Origin of the sequence: Actinomadura kijaniata NBRC 14229, from assembly GCF_001552175.1 — a bacterium.
In the GTDB taxonomy this organism is placed as follows: Bacteria; Actinomycetota; Actinomycetes; order Streptosporangiales; family Streptosporangiaceae; genus Spirillospora; species Spirillospora kijaniata.
The window spans coordinates 24971-48856 of the sequence record NZ_BCQR01000007.1; the positions used below are offsets into that span (position 1 = coordinate 24971).

The 23886-nt window shown below is 74.3% G+C and carries 21 protein-coding genes and 1 tRNA gene; 14 read left to right on the forward strand and 8 right to left on the reverse strand.

Features of this window, described 5'->3' with window-relative positions; genetic code table 11:
* Positions 1 to 144: 144 nt before the first annotated feature.
* The 3 genes from AKI01S_RS02455 to AKI01S_RS02465 form a co-directional block, all read right to left on the reverse strand.
* Positions 145 to 217 (reverse strand) — tRNA-Gly (locus AKI01S_RS02455).
* A 37-nt stretch (positions 218 to 254) separates the two neighbouring features.
* Positions 255 to 1301 carry a CHAP domain-containing protein gene (locus tag AKI01S_RS02460; RefSeq protein WP_067811820.1) on the reverse strand — a complete coding sequence of 349 codons (1047 nt, stop codon included), beginning with the start codon at positions 1299 to 1301 and terminating at the stop codon, positions 255 to 257.
* Between the two features lie 178 nt (positions 1302 to 1479).
* Entirely contained in the window at positions 1480 to 2286 is an 807-nt protein-coding gene (locus AKI01S_RS02465; protein WP_067811822.1) for a universal stress protein, read from the reverse strand.
* A gap of 166 nt (positions 2287 to 2452) precedes the next feature.
* Between AKI01S_RS02465 and AKI01S_RS02470 the strand changes: the two genes are divergently transcribed.
* The gene (locus AKI01S_RS02470) at positions 2453 to 3025 is read left to right on the forward strand and encodes a YceI family protein (RefSeq protein WP_067811824.1); all 573 of its coding nucleotides are present in this window, start codon (positions 2453 to 2455) and stop codon (positions 3023 to 3025) included.
* A 41-nt stretch (positions 3026 to 3066) separates the two neighbouring features.
* Here the strand turns inward: AKI01S_RS02470 and AKI01S_RS02475 are convergent, their stop codons facing one another.
* A complete protein-coding gene (locus AKI01S_RS02475; RefSeq protein WP_067811826.1) occupies positions 3067 to 3981 on the reverse strand; it encodes a LysR family transcriptional regulator in 915 nt (304 codons plus the stop codon).
* A 71-nt stretch (positions 3982 to 4052) separates the two neighbouring features.
* Here AKI01S_RS02475 and AKI01S_RS02480 point away from each other — a divergent pair, with 71 nt between their 5' ends.
* The 4 genes from AKI01S_RS02480 to AKI01S_RS02495 all read left to right on the forward strand — a co-directional run bounded on the left by AKI01S_RS02480 (position 4053) and on the right by AKI01S_RS02495 (position 10353).
* Positions 4053 to 5171 carry a TDT family transporter gene (locus tag AKI01S_RS02480; protein WP_067811833.1) on the forward strand — a complete coding sequence of 373 codons (1119 nt, stop codon included), beginning with the start codon at positions 4053 to 4055 and terminating at the stop codon, positions 5169 to 5171.
* Positions 5172 to 5242: 71 nt separating this feature from the next.
* Positions 5243 to 7546 carry a LuxR C-terminal-related transcriptional regulator gene (locus tag AKI01S_RS02485; protein WP_067811835.1) on the forward strand — a complete coding sequence of 768 codons (2304 nt, stop codon included), beginning with the start codon at positions 5243 to 5245 and terminating at the stop codon, positions 7544 to 7546.
* A 73-nt stretch (positions 7547 to 7619) separates the two neighbouring features.
* Positions 7620 to 9980, forward strand: coding sequence for an ATP-binding protein (locus tag AKI01S_RS02490; protein ID WP_067811837.1), 2361 nt, complete (start codon positions 7620 to 7622; stop codon positions 9978 to 9980).
* A 94-nt stretch (positions 9981 to 10074) separates the two neighbouring features.
* A complete protein-coding gene (locus AKI01S_RS02495) occupies positions 10075 to 10353 on the forward strand; it encodes a hypothetical protein (protein WP_157419613.1) in 279 nt (92 codons plus the stop codon).
* A gap of 96 nt (positions 10354 to 10449) precedes the next feature.
* On the opposite strand, the gene atpB is transcribed toward AKI01S_RS02495, so the two are convergent.
* Together atpB and AKI01S_RS02505 are read right to left on the reverse strand one after the other, a co-directional pair.
* Entirely contained in the window at positions 10450 to 11265 is an 816-nt protein-coding gene (atpB, locus tag AKI01S_RS02500; protein ID WP_067811841.1) for a F0F1 ATP synthase subunit A, read from the reverse strand.
* A gap of 43 nt (positions 11266 to 11308) precedes the next feature.
* Positions 11309 to 12079 (reverse strand): maleylpyruvate isomerase family mycothiol-dependent enzyme, encoded by a 771-nt coding sequence (locus tag AKI01S_RS02505; protein ID WP_067811842.1) that lies wholly within the window; start codon positions 12077 to 12079, stop codon positions 11309 to 11311.
* 72 nt (positions 12080 to 12151) lie between these two features.
* Here AKI01S_RS02505 and AKI01S_RS02510 point away from each other — a divergent pair, with 72 nt between their 5' ends.
* A complete protein-coding gene (locus tag AKI01S_RS02510; RefSeq protein ID WP_067811843.1) occupies positions 12152 to 13081 on the forward strand; it encodes a MerR family transcriptional regulator in 930 nt (309 codons plus the stop codon).
* Positions 13078 to 14538 carry an SDR family oxidoreductase gene (locus AKI01S_RS02515; RefSeq protein WP_067811844.1) on the forward strand — a complete coding sequence of 487 codons (1461 nt, stop codon included), beginning with the start codon at positions 13078 to 13080 and terminating at the stop codon, positions 14536 to 14538. The genes AKI01S_RS02510 and AKI01S_RS02515 overlap by 4 nt, the downstream gene beginning before the upstream one ends.
* A 39-nt stretch (positions 14539 to 14577) precedes the next feature.
* Here AKI01S_RS02515 and AKI01S_RS02520 read toward each other — a convergent pair whose 3' ends face one another.
* On the reverse strand, positions 14578 to 15792 hold the full coding sequence (locus AKI01S_RS02520) for a hypothetical protein (RefSeq protein WP_067811846.1): 1215 nt from the start codon (positions 15790 to 15792) through the stop codon (positions 14578 to 14580).
* A 205-nt stretch (positions 15793 to 15997) separates the two neighbouring features.
* On the opposite strand from AKI01S_RS02520, the gene AKI01S_RS02525 reads away from it, so the two are divergent.
* The 3 genes from AKI01S_RS02525 (at position 15998) to AKI01S_RS02535 (ending at position 18746) form a co-directional block, all read left to right on the forward strand.
* Positions 15998 to 16561 (forward strand): hemerythrin domain-containing protein, encoded by a 564-nt coding sequence (locus tag AKI01S_RS02525; RefSeq protein ID WP_067811848.1) that lies wholly within the window; start codon positions 15998 to 16000, stop codon positions 16559 to 16561.
* A 470-nt stretch (positions 16562 to 17031) separates the two neighbouring features.
* Positions 17032 to 18132 carry an LLM class flavin-dependent oxidoreductase gene (locus AKI01S_RS02530; protein WP_067811993.1) on the forward strand — a complete coding sequence of 367 codons (1101 nt, stop codon included), beginning with the start codon at positions 17032 to 17034 and terminating at the stop codon, positions 18130 to 18132.
* Positions 18129 to 18746 carry a CE1759 family FMN reductase gene (locus AKI01S_RS02535; protein WP_067811850.1) on the forward strand — a complete coding sequence of 206 codons (618 nt, stop codon included), beginning with the start codon at positions 18129 to 18131 and terminating at the stop codon, positions 18744 to 18746. Before AKI01S_RS02530 ends, AKI01S_RS02535 begins: the two co-directional genes overlap by 4 nt.
* A 24-nt stretch (positions 18747 to 18770) precedes the next feature.
* Here AKI01S_RS02535 and AKI01S_RS02540 read toward each other — a convergent pair whose 3' ends face one another.
* Positions 18771 to 19688 (reverse strand): LysR family transcriptional regulator, encoded by a 918-nt coding sequence (locus AKI01S_RS02540; RefSeq protein WP_067811852.1) that lies wholly within the window; start codon positions 19686 to 19688, stop codon positions 18771 to 18773.
* 115 nt (positions 19689 to 19803) lie between these two features.
* On the opposite strand from AKI01S_RS02540, the gene AKI01S_RS02545 reads away from it, so the two are divergent.
* The 4 genes from AKI01S_RS02545 to AKI01S_RS02560 are packed head-to-tail and all read left to right on the forward strand — an operon-like array spanning position 19804 to position 23882.
* A complete protein-coding gene (locus AKI01S_RS02545) occupies positions 19804 to 20790 on the forward strand; it encodes a fumarylacetoacetate hydrolase family protein (RefSeq protein ID WP_067811995.1) in 987 nt (328 codons plus the stop codon).
* Positions 20787 to 21758 carry a cyclase family protein gene (locus AKI01S_RS02550; protein WP_067811854.1) on the forward strand — a complete coding sequence of 324 codons (972 nt, stop codon included), beginning with the start codon at positions 20787 to 20789 and terminating at the stop codon, positions 21756 to 21758. The genes AKI01S_RS02545 and AKI01S_RS02550 overlap by 4 nt, the downstream gene beginning before the upstream one ends.
* A gap of 7 nt (positions 21759 to 21765) precedes the next feature.
* Positions 21766 to 22893 carry an FAD-dependent oxidoreductase gene (locus AKI01S_RS02555; protein WP_067811856.1) on the forward strand — a complete coding sequence of 376 codons (1128 nt, stop codon included), beginning with the start codon at positions 21766 to 21768 and terminating at the stop codon, positions 22891 to 22893.
* Entirely contained in the window at positions 22890 to 23882 is a 993-nt protein-coding gene (locus AKI01S_RS02560; RefSeq protein ID WP_067811858.1) for an amidohydrolase family protein, read from the forward strand. The genes AKI01S_RS02555 and AKI01S_RS02560 overlap by 4 nt, the downstream gene beginning before the upstream one ends.
* Positions 23883 to 23886: the final 4 nt, after the last annotated feature.

A 23886-nucleotide genomic window follows, 5' to 3' on the forward strand; every position in this document is an offset into this window, starting at 1 on the left:
TGGCCCCGAGGGGTTCAGGGGCTGTGCCCCGACGGGGGCTTGGGGGCGGGCCCCCAACCCGGGGGTCTGGGGGTCGCCCCCCAGAAGACACCGCGGGCCACCGGGGAAGACGCGGCTGCGTCGACCACGATGGCCCAACTCGCGAGCGGAAGACGGGATTCGAACCCGCGACCCTCACCTTGGCAAGGTGATGCTCTACCAACTGAGCCACTTCCGCTTGGCTCCGGGGCTCGCCCCGTCGCGCAGGTTCAACTTTAGCCGATGTTGGGGCCGCTCGCGAAAACGCTGGGGACGGCGTGGGAGTCCCTGGGCCGTTCGGGCTGCTCGGGCTGCTTGGTGCCCCGGCCGACGAGGGTGGACTCGGCGTGCAGGTCGTCCCAGAACGCCAGCTCCTCGTCCTCCTGGAGGTGGGCGATGCGGCCCCAGAACTCGCGGTCCTCGGCCTCGTGGGCGGCGGCCAGCGACAGCGCGGGCATGATCGTGGTCTCGCCCTCGGCGGCGGCCAGGTCGGCGGGGGTCATGTCGGCGGGCAGCAGGACCGGGGCGGCGGGGCGGTGGTGCTTGCCGCGCTTGCGGACCCGGATGGGCGGGGTGGTGGGCGTCTTGGCGGCGGCGGCCTTGCCGAACGCGAGCGCGAACGTGCCGCACAGGAAGAACGCCAGCAGCCCGCCGAGCAGCGCCTCCTCGTGCGGGATGACCATCTCGGGCGCGGGCTTGTGCTGCTGCTGGACGGTCCGGACGCCGGTGGCCGGGGTCGCGCCGGTCAGCGCCTCGACGCCGGGGGCGGGCGCGGCGTGCTTGGGCACGTACTTCTTCTCGGCCGCGCTCTTCACCTCGGCGATCTTGCCGGGGTATCCGAAGCCGACGATCTGGTCCATGGAACGGACCTTGCGGGTCAGCTTGTAGCCGTCGGCGTTGGCCTCGATCGTGTGGATCTTCTTGCCGACGACCTTCTCGACGATGCCGACATGGTCGATCTGGTCGATGTCGTTGGAGCCGTTCCAGTCGAAGAACACCAGCGCGCCGGGCTCGGGGTCGTCGCCGAACGCGTCCTGCTCGTCGAACCACTTGGCGTGCAGGATCGTCGAGGCGAACTGCCCGGCCTCGTCGGCGACCCCGGCCTTGTCGGCGGCCCAGGCCAGGAACATGTCGCACCAGGGGGCGGTCTTGAAGTACTCGTCGTTGTCGCCGTCGACGTTCTCGGCGTACCAGTCGCCGAACTTGGTGTAGCCGTCGCTCTTCTCGGTGTAGCCGAGCTGGCCTTTGGCGACTTCGAGCAGCTTCTGACCAATCGGGTCCACTGACGTACTCCCCGGGGCGTGCCTGGTGCGGACGGGTGCGCCCGACCATGAGAAACGTGACCCCGTTTCAAGGTCACGTTCCGATCACGCGAGAATCTAGCCGAGGTAAAGAACGAGTGACAAGTCGTCCCGCGAGAAGTGGTCGATACGGACTAGTAGGGCGATAGTCCCCCGGTGGTCAGGAGTAGCCCCGGGGGAGGACCGTCACCGGGCACGGCGCGGCCCGCAGCACCTTGAGGGCGACCTCGCCGAGGAACACCCGGTGCGCGGCGGCGTCCTCGCTGCTGGCGCACACCAGGATCTCGCCCTCGGACCAGGGGACGTCGGCCAGCGCGGCGGCCACGTCGTCGCCCTCGCCGAGTTCGGCGGTGACGCTCTCGGGCGGCAGGCCGGAGGACTCCTGGGCCAGCCGGATCGCCAGCGCCAGGTCGTCGCGCAGCCGTCCGGTGGAGACGTCGCCGATCGCCAGGGTGACCAGCCGCAGCGGGACGCCGAGCGTCACCGCCGCCACCGCCGCGCGGGCGACCGCCTCGTCGGCCTGCGGCCGCTGCACGTACATCACCGAGATCCGGGTCAGGCCCTCCTCGGTGGGGCGGTGGCCCGCCGGGGCCAGCATCACCGCCTCGGGCGCCGAGTGCAGCAGGTGGTCGCCGGTCGCGCTGACGGCGATGCGGCCGCGCGCCCCGCCCGGCGGGGAGCCCACCACGATCAGGTCCGCGCCGACCTTCCCGGCCAGCGACGACAGGCCCCGCCCCACGCTGCGGCCCTCCTGGACGGTGTACTCGGCGGGCTGGTCGGCCAGCAGCTCGGCGGCCTGCTCCAGCAGGGCGTGCGCCTCGCCCGCGGCGGCGAGCCGGTCGGGCGGGTGGACGTGGGCGACGGTGAGCCGCCCGCCGGTGTGGGCGACGACCGTGCGCGCCAGGTCCAGCGCCTCCCTGCCTCCGGGGTCGGGGACGTACCCGACCAGAACGTGTTCTCCGATCATGGTCGGTGTCATTCCCCTTCGACGGCGCTTCGCACCGCCGTGGGCCGCCGGCCTCCCCCGCGCAACGGGCTGACCTGGGCGGGAGCGCTCCGGAGATGGCCGGGACGGCCCGCGCCCTCGGGTAGATTCTGCTGGTCTGTCAGCTTTTGTGACTTTTGGGGGGAATGTGACTCTGGAGACCGGGCTGCCCGGACTGGTGGCCGGGCGATGGACCGTGGACCCCGCCCACTCGGAGATCACCTTCACCATCCGCCATCTGATGACGACCGTGCGCGGCAGCTTCACCGACTTCTCCGGCGAGATCGAGGTCGCGCGGGAGGCGCCGGCCTCGACCGCCCGCGCCGACATCCGGATGGCCTCCATCGACACCCGCAACGCCGAGCGCGACGCCCACGTCCGCTCCGCCGACTTCCTGGACGTCGAGCGCTTCCCGGTGATGACGTTCACCTCCCGCGGCGTCGGGCGCGCCGCCATCGGCCGCCGCGCCCGCGCGCCCCGCTACCACGTGGACGGCGACCTGGCGATCAAGGGGGTGTCCCGTCCCGTCCGCCTGCTGGCCGAGTACCACGGCGTCAGCCCCGACCCCTGGGGCGGCATCCGCGCCGGCTTCACCGCGACCGCCGTGATCAGCCGCGGCGACTTCGGCATCGAGTTCAACCTCCCGCTCCAGGGCGACAAGGTCGTGCTCGGCGACACGATCGCCATCCAGCTGGAGATCCAGGCCGTCCTGGCCGCCTGACGGACACCCTGGGTCGGCGCGCGGGGATCACGGGCGGGCGCTCAGAGGGCGCGTTCCCCCGACCGGACGAGGGCCAGCAGGTCGCGGGCGGGCCCCGCGGGACGGCCGCCCCGGGGCCAGACGGCGCGCAGGGGACGGCTCAGGTCCAGGTCGGGGACCGGAACGACCACCAGCCGCCCGCCCGCCACCTCGTCGGCCACCGCCAGCTCGCTCACCACCACCGGGCCCGCCCCCGACACCGCCGCCGCCTTCAGCGCGGTCGTCGAGCCCAGTTGCAGGCGCGGCGGGGCCGCCCCGCCGTGCGCGGCCAGCGCCCGGTCCAGCACCTCGCGGGTGCCCGACCCCTCCTCCCGCAGGATCAGCGGCGTCGCCGCCAGCTCCGCCGCCGTCACCCCGCCCCGGCGCCGGGCCCAGCGGTGCCGGGGCGCGACGACCACGACCAGCCGGTCGGACCCCACCACCGTCCCGCCCAGCCCGGACGGGGTGCGCACGCCCTCCACGAACCCCAGGTCGGCCTCGCCGCCGCGCACCGCGTCGGCGACCGCCGCGGAGTTGGCGGGCCGCAGCGTCACCGTCACCTCCGGGTGCGCCTCGCGCAGCGCCACCAGCCACCCCGGGATCAGGTACTCGGCCACCGTCAGGCTCGCCACCACCCGCAGCCGCCCGTCGCGGCGCCCGCGCAGCGCCCCGATCCCGGCGTCCAGCGCGTGCGCCGCGTCGACCACCTGCTGCGCCCACCCGGCCACCAGCGCCCCGGCCTCGGTGGGCCGCGAGCCGCGCGGCGACCGCTCCAGCAGCGCCACCCCGACCTGCCGCTCCATCGCCCGGATCCGCGCGCTGGCGGCGGGCTGGGTGACGCCCAGCTCGGCCGCCGCCCGCCCGACGCTGCCCAGCCGCACGACCGCCAGCAGCAGTTCCAGGGCCCCGAGATCGGGGACGCGACGCGCCACACTCATAAGGCCAGCTTATGACGGCATAGGGTGATGACCTCTACCGGCCCGCCCGCCCGCGGGCCAGCCTGGGGACCATGAGCATCACCCGTTCCTGCCGCGGGATCGGCCCCAACTGGTACGCCAGCGTCATGGGCACCGCCATCGTGGCCAACGCCGCCCACGCCCTCCCCGTCGACCTCCCCGGCCGGAACGCCTTCGCGGTCGCGGTGTGGCTGCTGTCGCTGGCCGCCCTCGCCGCCGTCGCCGCCGCCCGCGCCGCGCACCTGCTGCGCCACCGCGACGTCGCCCGCGCCCACCTGCTGGACGAGCCCTCCACCGCCGTCTTCTACGGCTGCCCGCCGATGGCGCTGCTCGCCGTCGGCCACGGCACCCTCGTCATCGGCCCCGCCGTCCTGGGCGAACGCCTCGCCGTCGCCCTCGACCTCGCCCTGTGGACCACGGGAACGCTCTACTCCCTGGCCGTCGCCGTCGTGGTCCCGTACCTGATGACCTCCCGGCACAGCGGCCACCCCGGCGCCTCGGACCCGACCCGGCTGCTGCCGGTCGTCGCGCCGATGGTCGCCGCCGCCCTCGGCCCCGCGCTGGTCCCGCACCTGCCCCCGGGCGAGGCGCGCGCGACGATGCTGTACGGCTGCTACGCGATGTTCGGGATGAGCCTGCTGGCCACGCTGACGCTGCTGCCGGGCGTGTGGACCCGCCTGGTCCGCGACCCCCTGGCCCCCGTCACCCTCACCCCCACCCTGTTCCTGGTCCTGGGCCCGCTCGGCCAGTCCACCACCGCCGTGAACCAGCTCGCCGACGCCGCCGGGGCCGCCGCGCCCGCGCACGCCGCCGCGATGCGCGCGTTCGCCGTGCTGTACGGGGTGCCGGTGCTGGGGTTCGCGCTGCTGTGGCTGGCCGTCGCGGGCCTGGCGAACGCGCGGGCGCTGCGCGGCGGGATGCCGTTCGCGATGACCTGGTGGGCCTACACGTTCCCGGTCGGGACCTGCGTCACCGGCGCCGCCGCGCTGGCCCGGCGCACCGGCCTGACCGCGCTCACCGCCGTGGCCGCCGCGCTGTTCCTGCTGCTGACCGTCGCGTGGGCGGTCGCCGCGTCCCGCACGCTGCGCGGCGTCCTCTCCGGCCGCCTGCTGGCCGAGCCCGCCCCGCCCGCCCCGGCCGGTGTCCCGCTGCGCGAAGCGCGCGCCGCGTGACGGTGCCGATCCGGACCGTGCACCGGAGGTACGATGCAGCGGAGTCCTTCCCCTCCCGCTGAGAGGCCGAGGTGTCGCTGGCCAGCCTGGAACACAGGTCGGGGCGGCTCCCGGCGGAGCTGACCAGCTTCGTCGGGCGCCGCGCGGAACTCGACGAGATCGCCCGCCTCTTCACCCGGTGCCGCCTGGTGACGCTGACCGGGCCCGGCGGGGTCGGCAAGACCCGCCTGGCCCTGCGCGCCGCCGTCCATGTCGGCGACGGCCTGCCGGACGGGGTCCGCTTCGTCGACCTCGGCTCGCTGCGCGACCCCGCGCTGCTCGCCCAGACCGTCGCCGAACGCTTGGAACTGCTCGACCAGGAACCGGCCGCCGCGCTCGACGTGCTGATCGCCCATCTGGCCGACCGGCGGATGCTGCTGGTGCTGGACACCTGCGAGCACCTGGTCGACGCCGTCGCCCTGCTGAGCGAGACGCTGCTGCGCAGCGCCCCCGGCCTGCTGGTGCTGGCCACCGGCCGCCAGCCGCTGGAGGTGCCGGGCGAGCACACGGTGGTGGTCGCGCCGCTGTCGTGCCCCGAGGCGCCCGCCGGGCCGTGCGAGTCGATGGAGCTGTTCGCCGACCGCGCCGCCGCCGTCGTCCCCGGCTGGCGCATCACCGACGCCAACCGGGACGCCGTCGCGCTGCTGTGCCACCGCCTCGACGGCATCCCGCTGGCGATCGAGCTGGCCGCCGTCCAGCTGCGGGCGCTGTCGGTCGAGCAGCTCCTGGACCGCTTCGGCGACCGTCTCGTCCTCGCCCGGGGCCGCCGCACCTCGCTGCCCCGCCACCGGACGCTGCGCACCGCGATCGACTGGAGCCACGAGCTGTGCACGCCGCCGGAACGGCTGCTGTGGGCGCGGCTGTCGGTGTTCGCCGGGGACTTCGACCTGGAGAGCGCCGAGCACGTGTGCCGCGACGACGCCGACGGCGGGGAGCTGCCCGCCGAACACGTCCTGGACACGCTGGCCGGGCTGGTCGCCAAGTCGGTGGTGCTGCGGGTGGAACGCGACGGCGACGCCCGCTACCGGATGCTGGACACGCTCCGTGAGTACGGCGCCGAACGCCTGGCCGAACTCGGCCAGCGCGAGCGGACGCGGGAACGCGCGTTCGACTGGTTCACCGGCCAGATCCACCGGGCCCGCGAGGAGCTGGCCACCGCCGCCCAGCCCGGCTGGCTGCGCTGGTTCCGCGACGAGCAGGCCAACGTCCGCGCCGTGCTCGACCACGCCCTGCGCGACGGCCACGGCTCCGACCTGTACCCGGTGTTCCTCGGCTTCTGCCGCATCCTGGCGTTGCAGGGCCTCATCGGCGAGGCGCGGCACTGGCTGCGCCGCCTGCTGGCCATCGCCGCGCCGGACCAGACGTGCGCCGCCGAGGCGCTGGCCCTCGGCGGGCTGCTGGCCACCCTCCAGGACGACCTGGACGAAGGACGCGGGATGGTCGGGCGGGCCGCCGACCGCGCCGGGGACGACCCGGCCGGGCTGGCCTACGTGCGCCAGGTGCAGGGCACGATCGAGCTGTACTCCGACCGGATGGCCGAGGCGGCGCGGCTGTTGGCCGAGGCGGGGCGGCTGCACGGGGCCGCGGGCTCCCGCGACGTGCTGGTGCCGATCGCCCGGGTGTTCCTGTCGGCGGCGTGCTCGCTGGCGGGCGACACCGAGGAGGGCGAACGCCACGCCGCCGCGATCGTGCGCGAGGCCGAGGACAGCGGCGAGCAGTGGTGCCTGTCCTACGGCCTGTGCATGCGGGCGCTGGCGCACCTGCTCGCCGGGGACCCGGCCGCCGCGCTGCCGCACGTGCGCGCCGGGCTGGCCGTCAAGGACGAGCTGGAGGACCGGCTCGGGGTCGCGCTGGCCCTCGACATCACCGGCGCCTGCCTGATCGGGACGGGCGCGTTCGGCGCGGGCGTCCGGCTGTTCGGGGCGGGCGACCGGCTGCGGACCTTCATCGGCACGGCGCTGTTCGGCCGCCAGCACGCGCAGCTGCGCGCGTTCTTCGAGAAGTTCGCGCGGGACGGGCTCGGCGACGCCGCGTTCACGGCGGCGTTCACCGCCGGGCGGTCGCTGGACACCGCCGGGGCCGTCGCCGAGGCGCTGGGGGAGGCGCCCGAACGGCCGGCCGGGCGGCGCGCGCTGACCCGCCGCGAGCGGGAGGTGGCCGCGCTGGTCGCCGACGGCCTGTCCAACCGCGAGATCGCCGAACGCCTCGTCATCTCCAAGCGCACCGTCGACTCCCACATCGAGCACATCCTCGGCAAGCTCGGTTTCACCTCCCGTGTCCAGATCGCGACCTGGCACGCGGAGCGTCCTCATGGGGAGGATGGACACGCACCGTGATAGGGCCGTTGCGAACGGTCCCGGCGCGGGTACGATGCTGGCGACGTCCCCCCCAAGCGACCATGAGGCGGCCGTGGCGCTCACGACTCTGGAACAACGGTCCGGGCGGCTCCCGGCGGAGCTGACCAGCTTCGTCGGCCGTCGCGAGGAGCTCACCGAGGTCGGCCGCCTGCTGGAGCGGTGCCGCCTGGTGACGCTGATGGGGCCCGGCGGCGTCGGCAAGACGCGGCTGGCGGTGCACGCCGCCGCGCGGGCGCGCGACCGGATGCCCGACGGCGTGTGCTTCGTGGACCTGGCGGCCGTGCGCGGCCCGGGGCTGCTGCCGCTGGCCGTCGCCGAGGCGCTCGGCCTGCCCGACCAGGCCCCCGGCGCCCTGCTGGACACCCTGGTCTCCCATCTGGCCGACCGGCGGATGCTGCTGGTGCTGGACACCTGCGAGCACCTGGTGGACGGCTGCGCGATCCTGGCGGAGGCGCTGCTGCGCAGCGCGCCGGGCCTGCGCGTGCTGGCCACCAGCCGCCAGCCCCTCGACGTCGCGGGCGAGCACACGCTGATGGTCGCGCCGCTGCCGTGCGCCGGCCCGACGGCCCCCACCGGCGGCGTCGCCGACGACGCGCCGTGCGACTCGACGCGGCTGTTCGCCGACCGCGCCGCCGCCGTCGTCCCCGGCTGGCGCATCACCGACGCCAACCGGGACGCCGTCGCGGCGCTGTGCCACCGCCTCGACGGCATCCCGCTGGCGATCGAGCTGGCCGCCGTCCAGCTGCGGGCGCTGTCGGTGGAGGAGACGCTGCAACGCCTCGACAGCCGCATCCTGCGCATCCGGGGCCGCCGCACCACGATGTCCCGGCACCAGACGCTGCGCACCGCGATCGACTGGAGCCACGAGCTGTGCACGCCGGGCGAACGGCTGCTGTGGGCGCGGCTGTCGGTGTTCGCCGGGGACTTCGACCTGGCCACCGCCGAACACGTGTGCTGCGACGCCGACGCCACCGACGGGACCGACCACACCGGCGACGGGGGGCTCCCCGTCGCCGAGGTCTTCGACGTGCTGGCCGGGCTGGTCGCCAAGTCGGTGGTGCTGCGGGTGGAACGCGACGGCGCGACCCGCTACCGGATGCTGGACACCCTGCGCGAGTACGGCGCCGAACGCCTGGCCGGGCTCGGCGACGCCGAACGCGTCCGGGCTCGCGCCTACGCCCGGTTCGCCGCGCTGGTGCGGCGGGCCGCCGACGCGCTGGCGACCGGCGAGCAGGGGGACTGGCTGGACTGGGCCCACCGCGAGCAGACGAACCTGCGCGCCCAGTACGAGTTCGCGCTGCGGCACGACTCCGACGACCAGATGACGCGCGCGGCGCTGGGGATGGGCCGCATCCTGGCGTTGCAGGGACTGATCGGCGAGGCCCGGCACTGGGCCGACCGGCTGCTGGCCGAACGCGGGCCCGAGCCCGGCCCCGCCGGGACCGAGCTGCTGGCCCTGGCGGCGTGGCTGGCCGCCGTGCAGAACGACCTGGCCGTCTCCCGCGACCTGGTCGACCGGGCCGAGGAACGCGCCCGCGCCGCCGGCGACACCCGCGCCCTCGGCTACGCGCACCAGGTCAGGGGCACCATCGCGGCGTACTCCGGGCATCCGGAGGAGGCGATCGGGCTGCTGGCCGAGGCGCGGCGGCTGCACGAGGCGGCGGGCACCGCCGACGTGCTGGTCCCGATCGGGGAGGTGTTCCTGGCGCAGGCGTGCCTGGCCGCCGGGGACGTCCCGGCCGCCCTCGGCCACTCCGCCGCCACCGTCGCGGCGACCGGGGAGGCGGGGGAGCAGTGGTGCCGCTCCTACGCGCTGTGCGTGCACGGGCTCGCGCTGCTGACGACCGGCGACGCCGACGGCGCGGCACGGGACCTGCGCGCGGCGCTGCGCGTCAAACGCGACCTGCGGGACCGGCTGGGGATCGCGCTGGCGCTGGACCTGCTCGGCGCGGCGATGATCGCGGACGGGGACGGCGCGGGCGGGGCCCGGCTGCTGGGCGCGGCCGAACGCTGCCGTTCGGCGACCGGCATGGGGCTGTTCGGCCCGCACCACGGGATGCTGCGCGAGCTGGTCACCGGGCAGGCCCGGGACCTGCTCGGCGAGCGGGGGTTCGAGGCGGCCTGCCGGGACGGCCGCGCGCTCGACCTGGACGACGCGGTCGCCGAGGCGCTGGGGGAGCGCCCGCACCGCCCCGCGCCGGCCGTGCTGAACGGCTCGGCCGGGCCGTCCCTCACCCCCCGCGAACTGCAGATCGCCGAACTGGTCGCCGACGGCCTGACCAACCGGGAGATCGCCGACCGGCTCGTCATCGCCAAGCGCACCGCCGACTCCCATGTGGAGCATATTTTGGCGAAACTGCGCTTCTCGTCCCGTTCGCAGATCGCCGAGTGGTTCGCCGGACGGGCGGGATAGGTATGCGGATGGGGGAGTCTACGCATGCGCCGCCGGGCCCCCTCGTCCTATTTTCGGAACTCTGACGGTTTCGCTCTGGGGGGAGACGATGGCCATGGAGACGGATCGACGGGCGGTGCCCGCCGCGTGTTTCGCGTGGGAGGTGCAGGACCTGCCGGCCGGGGACGGCGGGCTGGGCCCGTGCGGGGTGAGCCGCAGCAAGCCGAGCGCGCTGCGCGCCCTGTCGGAGGCCCTGCTGTCGGCGGGGCCGGGCGCCGTCGGGGAGATCTGGCGGGCGCGTCCCAGCCAGACCCGCCCGGCGGTGTTCGTCTACGAGGGGCTGGTCGCGCGGGTGGCGCGCGACGACCTGACACCGTCGATCGTGTGGCGCTGACCCGCGCGGATCAGCCGGCGGCCAGGCGGCGCGCGGCGAGCTCGACGCCCCGCCCGTCCGCCGCGCGCCCAGTGGTCGGGACTCAGTGGTCGGGACTCAGTGGTCGGGGTTGAGGGCGCCGCCGATGTAGGACGCCGCCAGCAGCGTGAAGATGTACGCCTGGAGCGCCTGCACGAAGATCTCGAACGCGGTGATGACGACGGTCATCAGCGCGCCGACGATCCCGACGCCGACCCCGGCGGCCGACAGTTTCTCGAACAGGAACCACCAGGCCACCGACGCGAAGAACGCGATCAGCAGGTGCCCGGCGAACATGTTGGCGAACAGCCGGATCGAGTGCGTGGCCGGGCGCAGCACCAGGTGCTGGAGCAGCTCGATGGGGGAGTAGATGAAGTACATCCACGCGGGCTGCCCGGGCGGGAACATCACGTTGCGGAAGTAGCCGGTGAACCCCTGGACGCGGATGCTCAGGGTCAGGTACAGCCCGTACACGACCAGCGCCAGCAGCAGGGGCATCGCGAAGTGCGAGGTGGCCGGGAGCTGGAGCACCGGCACCACGCCCATGAGGTTCATGACCAGCACGAACGAGAACACCGACAGCAGGAACGGCATCCACCGGTCGCCGTCCTTGCCGATCATGGGCCGGGCGATCTGGTCGCGCACGAACAGGTAGGCGACCTCCCCGAGGTTCTGCATGCCGCGCGGCACGAGCCGGGGCGCGCGGAACGCGATCCGGTAGAACGCCACGACGAGCGCCGCCGACAGCGCGATCAGCAGCACGGGCTTGGTGAACCAGCGCAGCCAGCTGGGCCCGTCGGGGAACAGCGGCCCCCAGCGGAAGATCTCGGTGTCGGGGGCGTGGAATCCGCCGTCGCCGCCGGGTGCCAGGGCGAGGGCGTAGGCGAGGCTCACAGTGCGGTACCTCCTTCACGAGGCCGTACGGAAGATCATTTTTTCAGCCGAACGCGGTCCGTTCCCACCAGTGGTCCAGAAGTGGCCGCCGCCCGGTGACCCGCACGCCCGCGGCGTCGTCGGGCCTGGTCCGGCGGCTGAACACCAGCAGCAGGGACGCCATCGGCCCGGCGACCGTGACCTGCGCGTCCCCGCGCCCCCGCGTCCAGGTCAGTCCGTCCGGCGTCCGCGTGACGACCCATCCCTCGACGCCGGTCTCGTCGGGGACGAACGCCAGCGTCTCGCCGTCGCCCCGCAGTTCGGCGAGCGTCGGGTTGATCCCCGACTCCACCACGGCGGCCATGAGCTCCAGACCCTCGGTGAGGGTGTCGGCCGCCAGCGCGGGGTCGGGTCGGTATTCGATCCCCGCGGTGAGCGCGGCGTCGGCGTGGTGGACGGTGGTGTCGTGCAGCATCCGCCGCAGCCAGAACGTCGGCGTCCGCCGCCCCAGGAACGACCAGACCGGCGTGTCCGGGCCGACCCGCTCGACCGCCTCGACCAGCCGTTCGGCGCCCTCCACCAGCCAGCCGGTGCGTTCGCCGGGGGTGGCGGGAAGGGTCACCTCCGGCTGCGGCGGCATCTCCTTGGACCCAGACGCCACCAGCTCCACGGCCCAGCGGTGCGCGCGCCCGACGTGTTCGACCAGGTCCCGCATCCGCCACTCCGGGCAGGTCGGCACCCACGTGTCGAGGCCCGGCCCCTCGGCCGCCGCCGCGAACGCCGCCGTCTGCTCGTGCAGCCACACCGCGAGGATGCTCGCGTCGGGATGCTTCATGGGTGTCTCCTCACGCGTTCTCCGACTCGCCCGTACCGTAGGGGTTCCACCCGGGTGGAGGTTCAAGACACTGTGAGCGAGACCACGCTGAGCATCGGGGAGCTGGCGGCCCGGGCCGGGCTGCCGGTGCGCACCGTCCGGTTCTACTGCGACGAGGGGCTGCTCCCGGTGGGCCGCAGCGGCGGGGGCCACCGCCGCTTCGACCCCTCGGCGGTGGAGCGGCTGCGCACGATCCGGCGGCTGCGCGCCCTCGGCCTCGGCCTGGCCGCCATCGCCGGGGTCCTGGACGGCGAGCGCTCCCTCGCCGAGGCGGTCGCGGCCGAACGCGCCGCGCTGGAGGTGGAGCTGTCGGCGCTGGCCTGGCGGCACGCCACCCTGCGCGCCGTCGAGGAGGCCGGTCCCGCCGAACGCGCCGCCCGCCTGGACCTGCTGGCCGCCGCCGAGAACGGCGCGGCCGCCCGCGACGCGCTGGTGGGGTTCTGGCACTCGGTGATCGTCGCGCCGATCGGCGGGCGCTACCTCGACGGCTTCGTCGCGCTGGCGGTCCCCGACCCGCCCGCCGACCCGACACCCGGCCAGGTCGTCGCCTACGCCGAGATGGTCGCCCTGGCCGCCGACCCGGCGCTGGTGCGGCGGGTGCGCGCCCGCGGCCGCGTCAACGCCCGGGCGATCTCCGACGAGGAGGCCCTGATGGAGGGCGTCGGCGAGGCGTGGCGGCTGGCGGTCCCCGCCCTGGCGGCCGGGGCGCCGCCGGCCCCGGGCACGGCCCTGGACCGCCTGGTCGCCGCGCACGCGGAGGTGCGCGGCGGCAGGGACACCCCGGAGTTCCGCCGCCACCTGCACGCCGAGCTCACCCTCGACCAGGACCCGCGCCTCGACCGCTACTGGCGGCTGGCGGCCCGCGTCACCGGCGACCGGCTCAGCCTCGGCCTCGCCCATGAATGGCTGCTGGCCTCCCTGGGAGTGTCCAACCGATCACTTCGGGGTACCGGCCCTGCGTGAACGCACGTACCTGCCTGGTCACCGGCGCCACCGGCTACATCGGCGGCCGTCTCGTCCCCGAACTGCTGTCCGCCGGGCACCGGGTGCGCTGCATGGCGCGCCACCCCGACCGCCTGCGCGACCATCCGTGGGCGGGCGAGGTGGACAGCGTCCGCGCCGACGTGCTGGACGCCGACTCGCTGCGCGCGGCCCTGGACGGCGTGGACGTCGCCTACTACCTGGTCCACGCGATGGGCGGGGACGGCGACTTCGCCGAACGCGACCGCACCGCCGCGCACAACTTCGCCGCCGCCGCCAAGGCGGCCGGGGTGGAGCGCGTCGTCTACCTGGGCGGCCTGTACTCGGGCGGCCGGATGTCACGGCACATGCGCTCGCGCGCCGAGGTCGCCCGGATCCTGCTCGACTCGGGGACGCCGACGGCCGTGCTGCGCGCCGGCGTCATCATCGGGTCGGGCTCGGCGTCGTTCGAGATGCTGCGCTACCTCACCGAGCGGCTGCCCGTCATGGTGACCCCGCGCTGGGTCCACTCGCGCATCCAGCCGATCGCCATCCGCGACGTGCTGCACTACCTGGTCGGCGCGGCGGCGCTGCCACCGGAGGTCAGCCGCGCCTTCGACATCGGGGGCCCGGACGTGCTGACCTACCGCGACATGATGCTGCGGTACGCGGCCGCCGCGGGCCTGCCGCGCCGGGTCGTGCTGCCGGTCCCGGTGCTGTCGCCCGAGGTGTCCAGCCTGTGGGTCGGCCTCATCACCCCGGTGCCCGGCGCGCTGGCCCGCCCGCTGGTGGAGTCGCTGACCAGCGAGGTCGTCTGCCGCGAGCACGACATCGCCGGGTACGTCCCCGACCCGCCGGGCGGCCTGACCGGCTTCGACCGCGCGGTGGAGCTGGCCCTGAAGCGCATCCGCGAGGCCGACGTCGCCACCCGCTGGTCGTCGGCCTCCACCGCCGGCACGCCCAGCGACCCGCTGCCCACCGACCCCGACTGGGCGGGCGGCGTCCTCTACACCGACGAGCGCGAACGCCCCGTCGCCGCGCCGCCCGAGGCGGTCTGGCGGGTCGTCGAGGGCATCGGCGGCGACAACGGCTGGTACTCGCTCCCGGTCGCCTGGCGGGCGCGCGGGGCGCTGGACCGGCTGTTCGGCGGCGTCGGCCTGCGCCGGGGCCGCCGCGACCCGGCCCGGCTGCGGGTCGGCGACGCGCTGGACTTCTGGCGGGTGGAGGCCCTGGAGCCCGGCCGCCTGCTGCGGCTGCGCGCCGAGATGCGGCTGCCGGGCCTGGCCTGGCTGGAGCTGTCGGTCCGCCCCGGCCGGGACGGCGGCAGCGTCTACGCCCAGCGTGCGATCTTCCATCCGCACGGGCTGCTGGGCCACCTGTACTGGTGGGGCATCTCCCCGCTGCACGGGTTCATCTTCGGGAGGATGCCCCGCAACATCGCGCGTCGCGCGGCCGGGTGACCGGCCCGACCGCGCGGAAGGAACGGGTGATCCGGCCGGTCAGTCCTGGGAGACGCGCACCTCGCGCAGGCTCTCCACCGGGTGCTGGCCGTCGGTCTGGTGCCGGTACTCCTGGCCGAACTTCTCGCGGTGCATGTCGATGACGCGCTCGGACGGGGGCTTCTCGCCGCCGTGGATCGCCTCCTGCATCTTCTCGAACCGCTCGTGGGCCTCGCGGACGTAGCCGGCGCCGAGCGTGGTCAGGTCGATCTGGGTGGCCAGCAGGTGGCGCAGGTACTCCTTGTTGGGCTCGAAGGTGACCGGCGGCGGGAGCTGCGGCGCCAGGACGCTCTCGGGGTCGCGGCCGTCGTGGCGGCGCATCAGGTCGCAGGCGATGCGCAGGTGCTCCAGCTCCATGTTGAGGTGGAGCTCCCAGATCGCCTTCACCTTCGGGTCGCTCTCGGTCTCCATGAACGAGTGGTACATGTAGCACTCGTTGTACTCGTGGTTGACCAGGCGCTCCCACCAGGTCTCGCCGGGGTCGACCAGCGACTCGTAGTGCGTGACGTGCTCCTCCTCGATGAGGCCGATCTCCTGGTAGAGCTGGCGCGCGATCGGCTCCATGTACTGCGGGCCGACGGTCATGTAGAAGTTCATCGTCTGCTGCTCGGCCGACATGACCGTCAGGGCGTGCAGCTTGGACAGCGGGTCGGCCTTGGCGCGGTCGTAGGGGTCGCGCACGTTGTCGGCCGGGTGCCGGTGCTCCACGATCGTGGGCCGGCCCGGCATCACCTCGGTGAGCCCGTCGACGATCTTCTCGGCCTGGCGGTGCTCGATCATCTCGTACAGGTTGGCGTACCGGTACAGGTGGTCGAAGTCCTCCAGGACGCCGAACTCGTAGGCCTGCTTGAGGTAGGGGTCGGGCTCCATGCGGGCGACCCACGCGGTGAGGTCCACCGCGACCTGCTCGTAGGAGATGGTGGTCTCCAGGATCGACGCCTGGCCCGGCAGCAGCCAGTTGACGACCTTCTGCTGCTGCTGTTCGGTGAAGCGCACCTCGGCGAGCTGCCGCTTGACCTCGGGGTCGGGACAGACCCGGTTGAAGTGGTGGCTGAACATGACGGCTTCGACCTCGATGCCGTTCATCGTGATGATGCGGCACTTGGTGTACGGGTCGGAGCGGTCCGGGTCGACCGGGGTGACGTCGAGTTCGCGCCAGTTGCGGACCTGCCGCTCCAGCGGGATGCCCTTGTGCTCCAGCGGGTTGAAGGACATGTGTTGGTCTCTCCTCACGATGACGGGGGAGCACGCCCTACCCAGAACGGCGGCCCTCTCACCCGCCTACCCCCACCGATTGCCCGTGCACGACATACGGACAATCAAGGGCACTCCTTGGCCGGGGTTTTCCCCGGATTGTGCATGGCGGTCGGGGCCCGGGGTAGGTGAGCCGCCGACCTGCCGAGCCCTTGAGGGGGAGCACATGAAGAGCCCGACCTCCGAACGTCCGGTCACCGACGTGATCGACCTGCTGTACCAGCAGCACGGCCAGATCCGCGACCTGTTCGGCCTGGTGATGGTGTCCGAGGGCGAGGAGCGCCGCACGGCGTTCCAGGACCTGGTGCGGCTGCTGGCCGTGCACGAGACGGCCGAGGAGGAGATCGTCCATCCGATGGCCCGCTCGCTGCCGGGCGGCGGGGGCATCGTCGACGACCGGCTGGCCGAGGAGCGCTCGGCCAAGGAGCTGCTCGCCGAGCTCGACGGCATGGACACCGAGGCGCCCGACTTCCTGGCCAAGCTGGACCAGCTCCGGCTGGCGGTGCTGACCCACGCCCGGGCGGAGGAGCGCTACGAGTTCGAGCGGCTGCGCGACCAGTTCAGCGACGCGCAGCGCAAGGCGATGGCCGTCGCGGTGAAGGCCGCCGAGGCCACCGCGCCGACCCATCCGCACCCCGGCACCGAGAGCGCGACGAAGAACATGCTGGTGGGGCCGTTCGCGGCCATCATGGACCGGACGCGCGACCTGATCCGCGACGCCCGGAAGTGACCCGCCGGGCCAGGGCGGGGAAGAGCGGCGCGTAGAGGGTCGGCGCGACCAGCAGGCCGCTGACCGTCCCGACGACCGCGCCCGCCAGGCCCGTGCCCGCCAGGCCCGTGCCCGTCAGCAGGGCGGCCACCGTCGGCGAGGCCCGCCCGGACGGCCCGTCCGGGCCCCCGCAGGGCGATCGGCGCGGCGCGGAACCACCGCCACCACGCCAGGATCGCCAGCCCGCCGACGCCGCTCGCGTACTGGAACCACCGGTACGACCCCAGCCCGCCGAACGAGACGGTGATCAGCCAGGGCAGCGCGTCCGCGAAGCTGTGGCGGCGGCGGGGTAGCCCAGGATGAACGGCATGCCCCTTTGTAGGGTTCCGGCGGGAAACGATCAAACCGCCGCGAAGGGGAATACCGTCCCCGGGCTCGTGGTTCGGTACGATAGTTGAAACTTCTATCAACGGAGGCGGGCCATGTCGGGCATGCAGTTCGGAATCTTCAGCGTCGGGGACGTGACGCCCGACCCGACGACCGGCCGGACCCCCACCGAGCACGAGCGGATCAAGGCCATGGTCGCCATCGCGCGCAAGGCCGAGGAGGCCGGGCTCGACGTGTTCGCCACCGGGGAGCACCACAACAAGCCGTTCGTGCCGTCCTCGCCGACCACGATGCTCGGCCACATCGCGGCCCGGACCGAGCGGCTGGTCCTGTCGACCGCGACCACGCTGATCACCACCAACGACCCGGTGAAGATCGCCGAGGACTTCGCGATGCTCCAGCACCTGGCCGACGGCCGGGTCGACCTGATGCTGGGACGCGGCAACACCGGCCCGGTCTACCCGTGGTTCGGCAAGGACATCCGCGACGGCATCCCGCTCGCCGTCGAGAACTACCAGCTGCTGCACCGGCTGTGGCGCGAGGACGTGGTGGACTGGGAGGGGCGCTTCCGCACCCCGCTCCAGTCGTTCACCTCGACGCCGCGCCCGATGGACGGCGTGCCTCCGTTCGTGTGGCACGGCTCGATCCGCAGCCCCGAGATCGCCGAGCAGGCCGCCTACTACGGCGACGGGTTCTTCGCCAACAACATCTTCTGGCCCAAGGAGCACTTCCAGCGCCTGATCGGCCTGTACCGCCGCCGCTTCGAGCACTACGGCCACGGCACCGCCGAGCAGGCGATCGTCGGGCTGGGCGGCCAGGTGTTCATGCGCGCGAACTCCCAGGACGCGATCCGCGAGTTCCGGCCCTACTTCGACAACGCCCCGGTGTACGGCGGCGGCCCGTCGCTGGAGGAGTTCATGGCCGAGACGCCGCTGACCGTCGGCAGCCCCGCGCAGGTCATCGAACGCACCCTGAAGTTCCGCGACCACTTCGGCGACTACCAGCGGCAGCTGTTCCTGGTGGACCACGCCGGGCTGCCCCTGGAGACCGTGCTGGAGCAGATCGAGATCCTGGGCGAGGAGGTCGTGCCGGTGCTGCGCAGGGAGTTCGCGATCGGCCGCCCGGCGAACGTCCCCGACGCCCCCACCCACGCCTCCCTGCTGGCCGCCAGGCGAGAGAAGGACACCACGGAGGTCGCCCGATGAGCACCCGCGCCCTCGCCGTCGTCTCCGCCGGGCTCGGCAAGCCGTCGACGACCCGGATGCTGGCCGACAGGCTCGCCGACGCGGCCGCCGACGCGCTGCGCGAGGCGGGCGAGCAGGTGGAGACCGTCACCGTCGACCTGCGCGACCACGCCCGCGCGCTGGCCGACGCGACGGTCACCGGGTTCCCGACCGGGGACCTGCGCGCCGCGCTGGAGGCCGTCGCGGCGGCCGACGGGCTGGTCGCGGTGACGCCGGTCTTCAACGCCTCCTACAGCGGCCTGTTCAAGATGTTCTTCGACGTGCTGGAGCAGGGCGTGCTGGAGGGCGTCCCGGTGGCGCTGGGCGCGACCGGCGGCACCGGGCGGCACTCGCTGGCCATCGACTACGCGATGCGCCCGCTGTTCGCCTACCTGCGCGCGAACGCCATGCCGACCGGCGTGTACGCCGCCTCGGAGGACTGGGGCGGCGCCGGGGGCGACGCGGCGCTGACCGAGCGGGCCGCCCGGCTGGGCCGGGAACTGGCCGCCGCGATCGCCGGCCGCGCCCCGGCCCGCCCGGCGGACCCGTTCGACGAGCCGGTGGTCCCGTTCGAGGACCTGCTGGCCGGGCGCTGACCACCCGCCGTCCCGCCCGGTGTCTCACCCGGCGTCGGCGATCATGTGGCCGACCCGCGCCATGACCTCCCGCAGCCACGCGTGCCCGGCGTCGCGGGTGTGCACCGGGTGCCACCACATGGCCTCCACCAGCGGCACCACGTCGAACGGGCACGGCAGGACGCGGACCGCCGCCAGTCCCGCGTAGCGGGCGGCGAGCCGCTCCTGGATCAGCGCCACGCGGTCGGTCCCGGCGACCAGGAACGGGATGATCTGGAAGCTCTCGGTGACGACCTCGACGCGCGGCTCGATGCCGAGCGTGCGCAGGTGCCAGGAGGCCGGGGTGAAGGCGGTGGGGCGGTTCAGGTAGTCCACCCAGGGCAGCTCGGCCAGCTCGGCCAGGGTGAGGCGGTCGCCGACCGTGGGGTGGTCGGCGGCGACCATGCACACCCAGGTGTCGGTGAACAGGTCCACCGCCGGGTGGTCGGTGAGGAACCCGTGCGGCATCAGCAGCCCGTCGCAGGTCCGCAGCGTGGTGTCGATCTCCTCCACGTCGGCGGGGCCGAACTGCCGCAGCCGCAGCCGCACGTGCGGGGCCTCGGCGCGCAGCGTCCGCGCCAGGGGCTCGGCGAGCACCGCCAGGGCGTAGTCGGAGCTGCGGAGCGTGAACTCGCGCCGCGCGGTCGGCGGGTCGAAGCCGGGCTGGGCGGTGAACACCCGCTCCAGCATTGCGGCGGCGGTCTCCACCGGCTCGACCAGCGCCGCCGCCAGCGGCGTCAGCTCGTAGCCGCCGCGCACCCGCACCAGCAGCTCGTCGCCGAAGTGGCGGCGCAGCCGCGCCAGCGCGGCGCTGGTGGCGGGCTGGCTGAGGCCGATGGCGGCCCCGGCGCGGGTGACGTTGCGTTCGGCCAGCAACGCCCGCAGCGCCACCAGCAGATTCAGGTCGAGTCCGGCGAGCTGCATACCACCCTGCCTCGTGCTATTCGTTCGGTGGATCATTCCTATACACACTATCCATTTGTCAGATCCAGTGTCCGCCGTCACATTGGTGGGAAACCGCTCGAAAGGAACTCCGGTGGTGTCCCACCCTTCACTGTCCGGGCCGTTCGCCCTCGGCACCTTCGCCGACGGCGACGGACCCGCCTTCCCCGGCCTGCTGGGCGACGGCCGCGTGCTCGACCTGCGCGCCGCCTCGCTCCCGGTCGACGGACCGCTGACCACCCGCGCCCTGCTGGAACGCTGGGACACGGTGTTCCCCCTGCTGGAAGGGCTCGCGGGCCGCGCCGCCGCCGACGGGACGCCGGTCGGGGACCTGCGGGTGCTGGCACCCGTCGAGCCGCGCCAGGTGTTCCAGTCGGGGGCCAACTACCGCACCCACGTCATCGACCTGGCCGTCGCGCACCGCGCCCCGGGCGACCCGCGCACGGTCGAGGAGGTCCGCGCCGAGACCGCCGCGATGATGGACCGCCGCGCCGCCGGGGACCAGCCGTACGTGTTCCTCGGCCTCCCCTCGGCGGTCACCGGCCCGTACGACGACGTGGTGCTGCCGTCCTGGTGCGCGGAGCCCGACTGGGAACTGGAGCTGGCCGCCGTCATCGGCAGGCCCGCCTTCCGGGTGGACCGCGAGCACGCCCTCGACCACGTCGCCGCCTACACCATCGCCAACGACCTCACCGCCCGCGAGATGGTGTTCCGCCCCGACATGCCCGCGATCGGCTCGGACTGGCTGCGCGCCAAGAACGCCCCGACGTTCACCCCGCTCGGCCCGTGGCTGGTGCCCGCCGCGTTCGTCGGCGACCCGCAGGACCTGCGCCTGACCCTCACCGTCAACGGCGCGGTGCGCCAGGACGAGACCACCAAGGACATGATCTTCGACGTGGCGCGGCTGGTGTCCTACGTGTCGCGGACGACCCCGCTGCTGCCCGGCGACCTGGTGCTGACCGGCAGCCCCGCCGGAAACGGCAAGAAGTGGGGCGAGATCCTGCGCGACGGCGACGTCATGGAGGGCGCGATCGAGGGCCTGGGCGTCCAGCGCAACGTCTGCCGAGCGGAGGCCGCGCGATGACCGGCCGGATCGACCGCGCCGACCCCGAGGCCGCGATCGCCGAGGCCGCCCGGAAGTACTCCAACTGGGGCCGCTGGGGCGAGGACGACGTGCGCGGCACCGTCAACCTCATCGACGAGGCCGCGCGCGTCCGGGCCGCCGCGCTGGTACGCCGGGGCGCGGCGTTCTCGCTGTCGATGCGGTTCCAGAACGACGGCCCGCAGAAGGGCTGGCGGCGGCGCGTCAACCCGGTCCACACCATGACCGACACCGGCACCGAGGCCGCGCTCGGCACCCAGGGCTTCCCGCACGGCTTCGGCGGCGCCGACGACGTGATCTTCATGCCGTTGCAGTGCGCGACCCAGTGGGATGGCCTCGGCCACATCTTCGACCACGGCCGGGCGTGGAACGGCCGCGACGCCGCCCGCGTGGTGACCAGCGAGGGCGACCAGGTCACCGGCATCGAGCACCTGGCCGCGCCGGTCACCGGCCGGGGCGTGCTGCTGGACGTGGGGCGCGCGGTCGGCGAGGACGGCGAGCTGCCCGACGGCTTCGCCGTCACCGAGGAGCACCTGACCGCCACCGCCGACGCGCACGGCGTCACGGTCGGGCGCGGCGACATCGTCTGCGTCCGCACCGGCCAGCTCGCCCGCGTCCGGCGCGGCGAGGGCTGGGGCGACTACGCGGGCGGTCCCGCGCCGGGCCTGTCGTTCACCACCGCCGGCTGGCTGCACCGCACCGAGATCGCCGCGATCGCCACCGACACCTGGGGCTTCGAGGTGCGGCCCAACGAGTTCGACGGCGCGTTCCAGCCCCTGCACCAGGTCGTCATCCCCCACCTGGGCCTGCTCGTCGGCGAGATGTGGGACCTGGACGAGCTGGCCGCCGACTGCGCCGCCGACGGCGTGTACGAGTTCCTGCTCACCGCCGCCCCGCTGCCGGTCACCGGCGCGGTCGGCGCCCCCGTCAACCCCATCGCCCTCAAGTGAGGCCCCCATGGCAGCAGTAGGCAACGCGCTCATCGTCGGCGGCGGCACCGCCGGGTCCGCCCTGGCGATCCTGCTGGCGCGCGGCGGCGTCACCGTCGACATCGCCGAGATCAAACCCGACCTCGGCGCGCTGGGCTCGGGCATCACCCTCCAGGGCAACGCGCTGCGCGTCCTGCGCGACCTCGGCGTGTGGGACCGGGTCCGCGCGACCGGCCACGCCTTCGACAGCCTGGGGCTGCGCGCCCCGGACGGGACCCTGCTGGCGGAGATCCCCGACGCCCGCACCGGCGGCCCCGACCTGCCCGCCACCCTGGGCATGAACCGCCCCGAGCTCGCCGCGATCCTCGCCGGCGCCGTCCGCGAGGCGGGCGCGCGGGTCCGGCTGGGCCTGACGGTGGACGCCCTCGCCGACACCGGCGACGGCGTCCGCGTGGACCTGTCCGACGGCACGACCGCGACCTACGACCTGGTCGTGGGCGCCGACGGCATCCGTTCCCGGGTGCGCGGGCTGATGGGGATCGACCTCGGCCCCCGCCCGAGCGGGATGGGCATCTGGCGGATCCACACCCGCCGCCCCAAGGCGGTCGACCGCACCGACCTGGTCTACGGCGGCCCGTGCTTCATCGCCGGGTACTGCCCGACCGGCCCGGACACCATGTACGCCTACCTGGTGGAGAGGGCCCGGCCCCGCGAGTCGGTCGCCGAGACCGACAAGCCCGCCCACATGCGCGCCCTCGCCGAGGGGTACGGCGGCGTCTGGGACGAGATCCGCGACGACATCACCGACCCCGGCCGCATCAACTACACGTGGTTCGAGTCGCTGCTGGTGGACCGCCCGTGGAACCGGGGCCGGACCGTGCTGATCGGGGACGCGGCGCACGCCTGCCCGCCGACCCTCGCCCAGGGCGCGGCCCAGTGCCTGGAGGACGCCGCCGTCCTGGCCGAACTGCTGCTGGGCCGCGACCGCCTCGACCAGCGGCTGTTCGAGGAGTTCATGGACCGCCGGTACGACCGCGCCAGGGCCGTCGTCGAGGCCTCGCTGCGCCTGGCCGGCTGGCAGATGGAGCCCGCCCCGGACGCCGACGTGCCCGGACTGATGGGGCGCGTCGCCGCCCTGGTGACGGAGCGGCCGTGAAGACCGTCGACGTGCACGCCCACGTCCTGCTCCCCGAGATCGAGCGGGCCGTCGCGGGCATGCCCGGCCACGCCGGGCACCGGGACCTGGAGGCCCTCCGCAACGGCCCCGAGTCCCTGGAGGTCAGCGGACGGATGGTGGGGGAGCGCATCCCCCGCCTCACCCGGGTGCCCGCGCGGCTGGCCGACATGGACGCCGCCGGGATCGACGCGCAGATCGTCAGCCCGTCCCCGTCGCACTACCACTACTGGGCCGACCGCGACCTGGCCCGCACCGTGTGGACCCTGGCCAACGAGGGCACCGCCGCGCACTGCGCGCAGGCCCCCGACCGCCTGCACGGCCTCGGCCTGGTCCCGCTCCAGCACCCCGACCTGGCGGTGGAGGCCCTGGACCACGCCATGGCCTGCGGCCTGAAGGGCGTGGAGATCTCCTCGCACGCCCCCGGCCGCGAGCTGTCCGACCCGGGCCTGGAGCCGTTCTGGACGCGGGCCGAGTCCCACGGCGCGGTCGTGTTCGTGCACCCGTTCGGCTGCACCCTCGACGAGCGCCTCGACCGCTGGTACCTGTCCAACATCGTCGGCCAGCCCGTCGAGAACGCCGTCGCCCTCTCCCACCTCATCTTCTCCGGGGTGCTGGACCGGCACCCCGCGCTGAAGGTCGTCGCGGCGCACGGCGGCGGCTACCTGCCCGCCCACCTGGGCCGCGCCGACCACGGCTGGCGGGTCCGGCCCGAGGCGCGCGGCTGCGCCGAACCGCCCGGCTCCTACGTGCGGCGGCTGTGGTTCGACTCCCTCGTCCACGACGCCGCCGCGCTGCGCGCCCTGCTCGGCGCGGCCGGGACCGGCCGGGTCGTGCTCGGCTCGGACCACCCGTTCGACATGGGCGACGACCACCCCCTGGACCTGATCCGCGACGTGCTCCCGCCGGGCCCCGACCGCGACGCGGTGACCGGCGGCAACGCCGCGGCCCTCTTCGACCTCAAGGACTGAAGGA

Excerpts from the sequence above, each read along its gene's own strand:
- AKI01S_RS02505 (WP_067811842.1), bottom strand. The coding sequence starts at position 12,079 with ATGAAGCATCCCGACGCGAGCATCCTCGCGGTGTGGCTGCACGAGCAG.
- AKI01S_RS02465 (WP_067811822.1), bottom strand. The coding sequence starts at position 2,286 with ATGATCGGAGAACACGTTCTGGTCGGGTACGTCCCCGACCCCGGAGGC.
- AKI01S_RS02540 (WP_067811852.1), bottom strand. The coding sequence starts at position 19,688 with ATGCAGCTCGCCGGACTCGACCTGAATCTGCTGGTGGCGCTGCGGGCG.
- AKI01S_RS02495 (WP_157419613.1), top strand. The coding sequence starts at position 10,075 with ATGGAGACGGATCGACGGGCGGTGCCCGCCGCGTGTTTCGCGTGGGAG.
- AKI01S_RS02535 (WP_067811850.1), top strand. The coding sequence starts at position 18,129 with ATGAGCACCCGCGCCCTCGCCGTCGTCTCCGCCGGGCTCGGCAAGCCG.
- AKI01S_RS02550 (WP_067811854.1), top strand. The coding sequence starts at position 20,787 with ATGACCGGCCGGATCGACCGCGCCGACCCCGAGGCCGCGATCGCCGAG.
- AKI01S_RS02475 (WP_067811826.1), bottom strand. The coding sequence starts at position 3,981 with ATGAGTGTGGCGCGTCGCGTCCCCGATCTCGGGGCCCTGGAACTGCTG.
- AKI01S_RS02530 (WP_067811993.1), top strand. The coding sequence starts at position 17,032 with ATGCAGTTCGGAATCTTCAGCGTCGGGGACGTGACGCCCGACCCGACG.
- AKI01S_RS02480 (WP_067811833.1), top strand. The coding sequence starts at position 4,053 with ATGAGCATCACCCGTTCCTGCCGCGGGATCGGCCCCAACTGGTACGCC.
- AKI01S_RS02555 (WP_067811856.1), top strand. The coding sequence starts at position 21,766 with ATGGCAGCAGTAGGCAACGCGCTCATCGTCGGCGGCGGCACCGCCGGG.
- AKI01S_RS02520 (WP_067811846.1), bottom strand. The coding sequence starts at position 15,792 with ATGTCCTTCAACCCGCTGGAGCACAAGGGCATCCCGCTGGAGCGGCAG.
- AKI01S_RS02525 (WP_067811848.1), top strand. The coding sequence starts at position 15,998 with ATGAAGAGCCCGACCTCCGAACGTCCGGTCACCGACGTGATCGACCTG.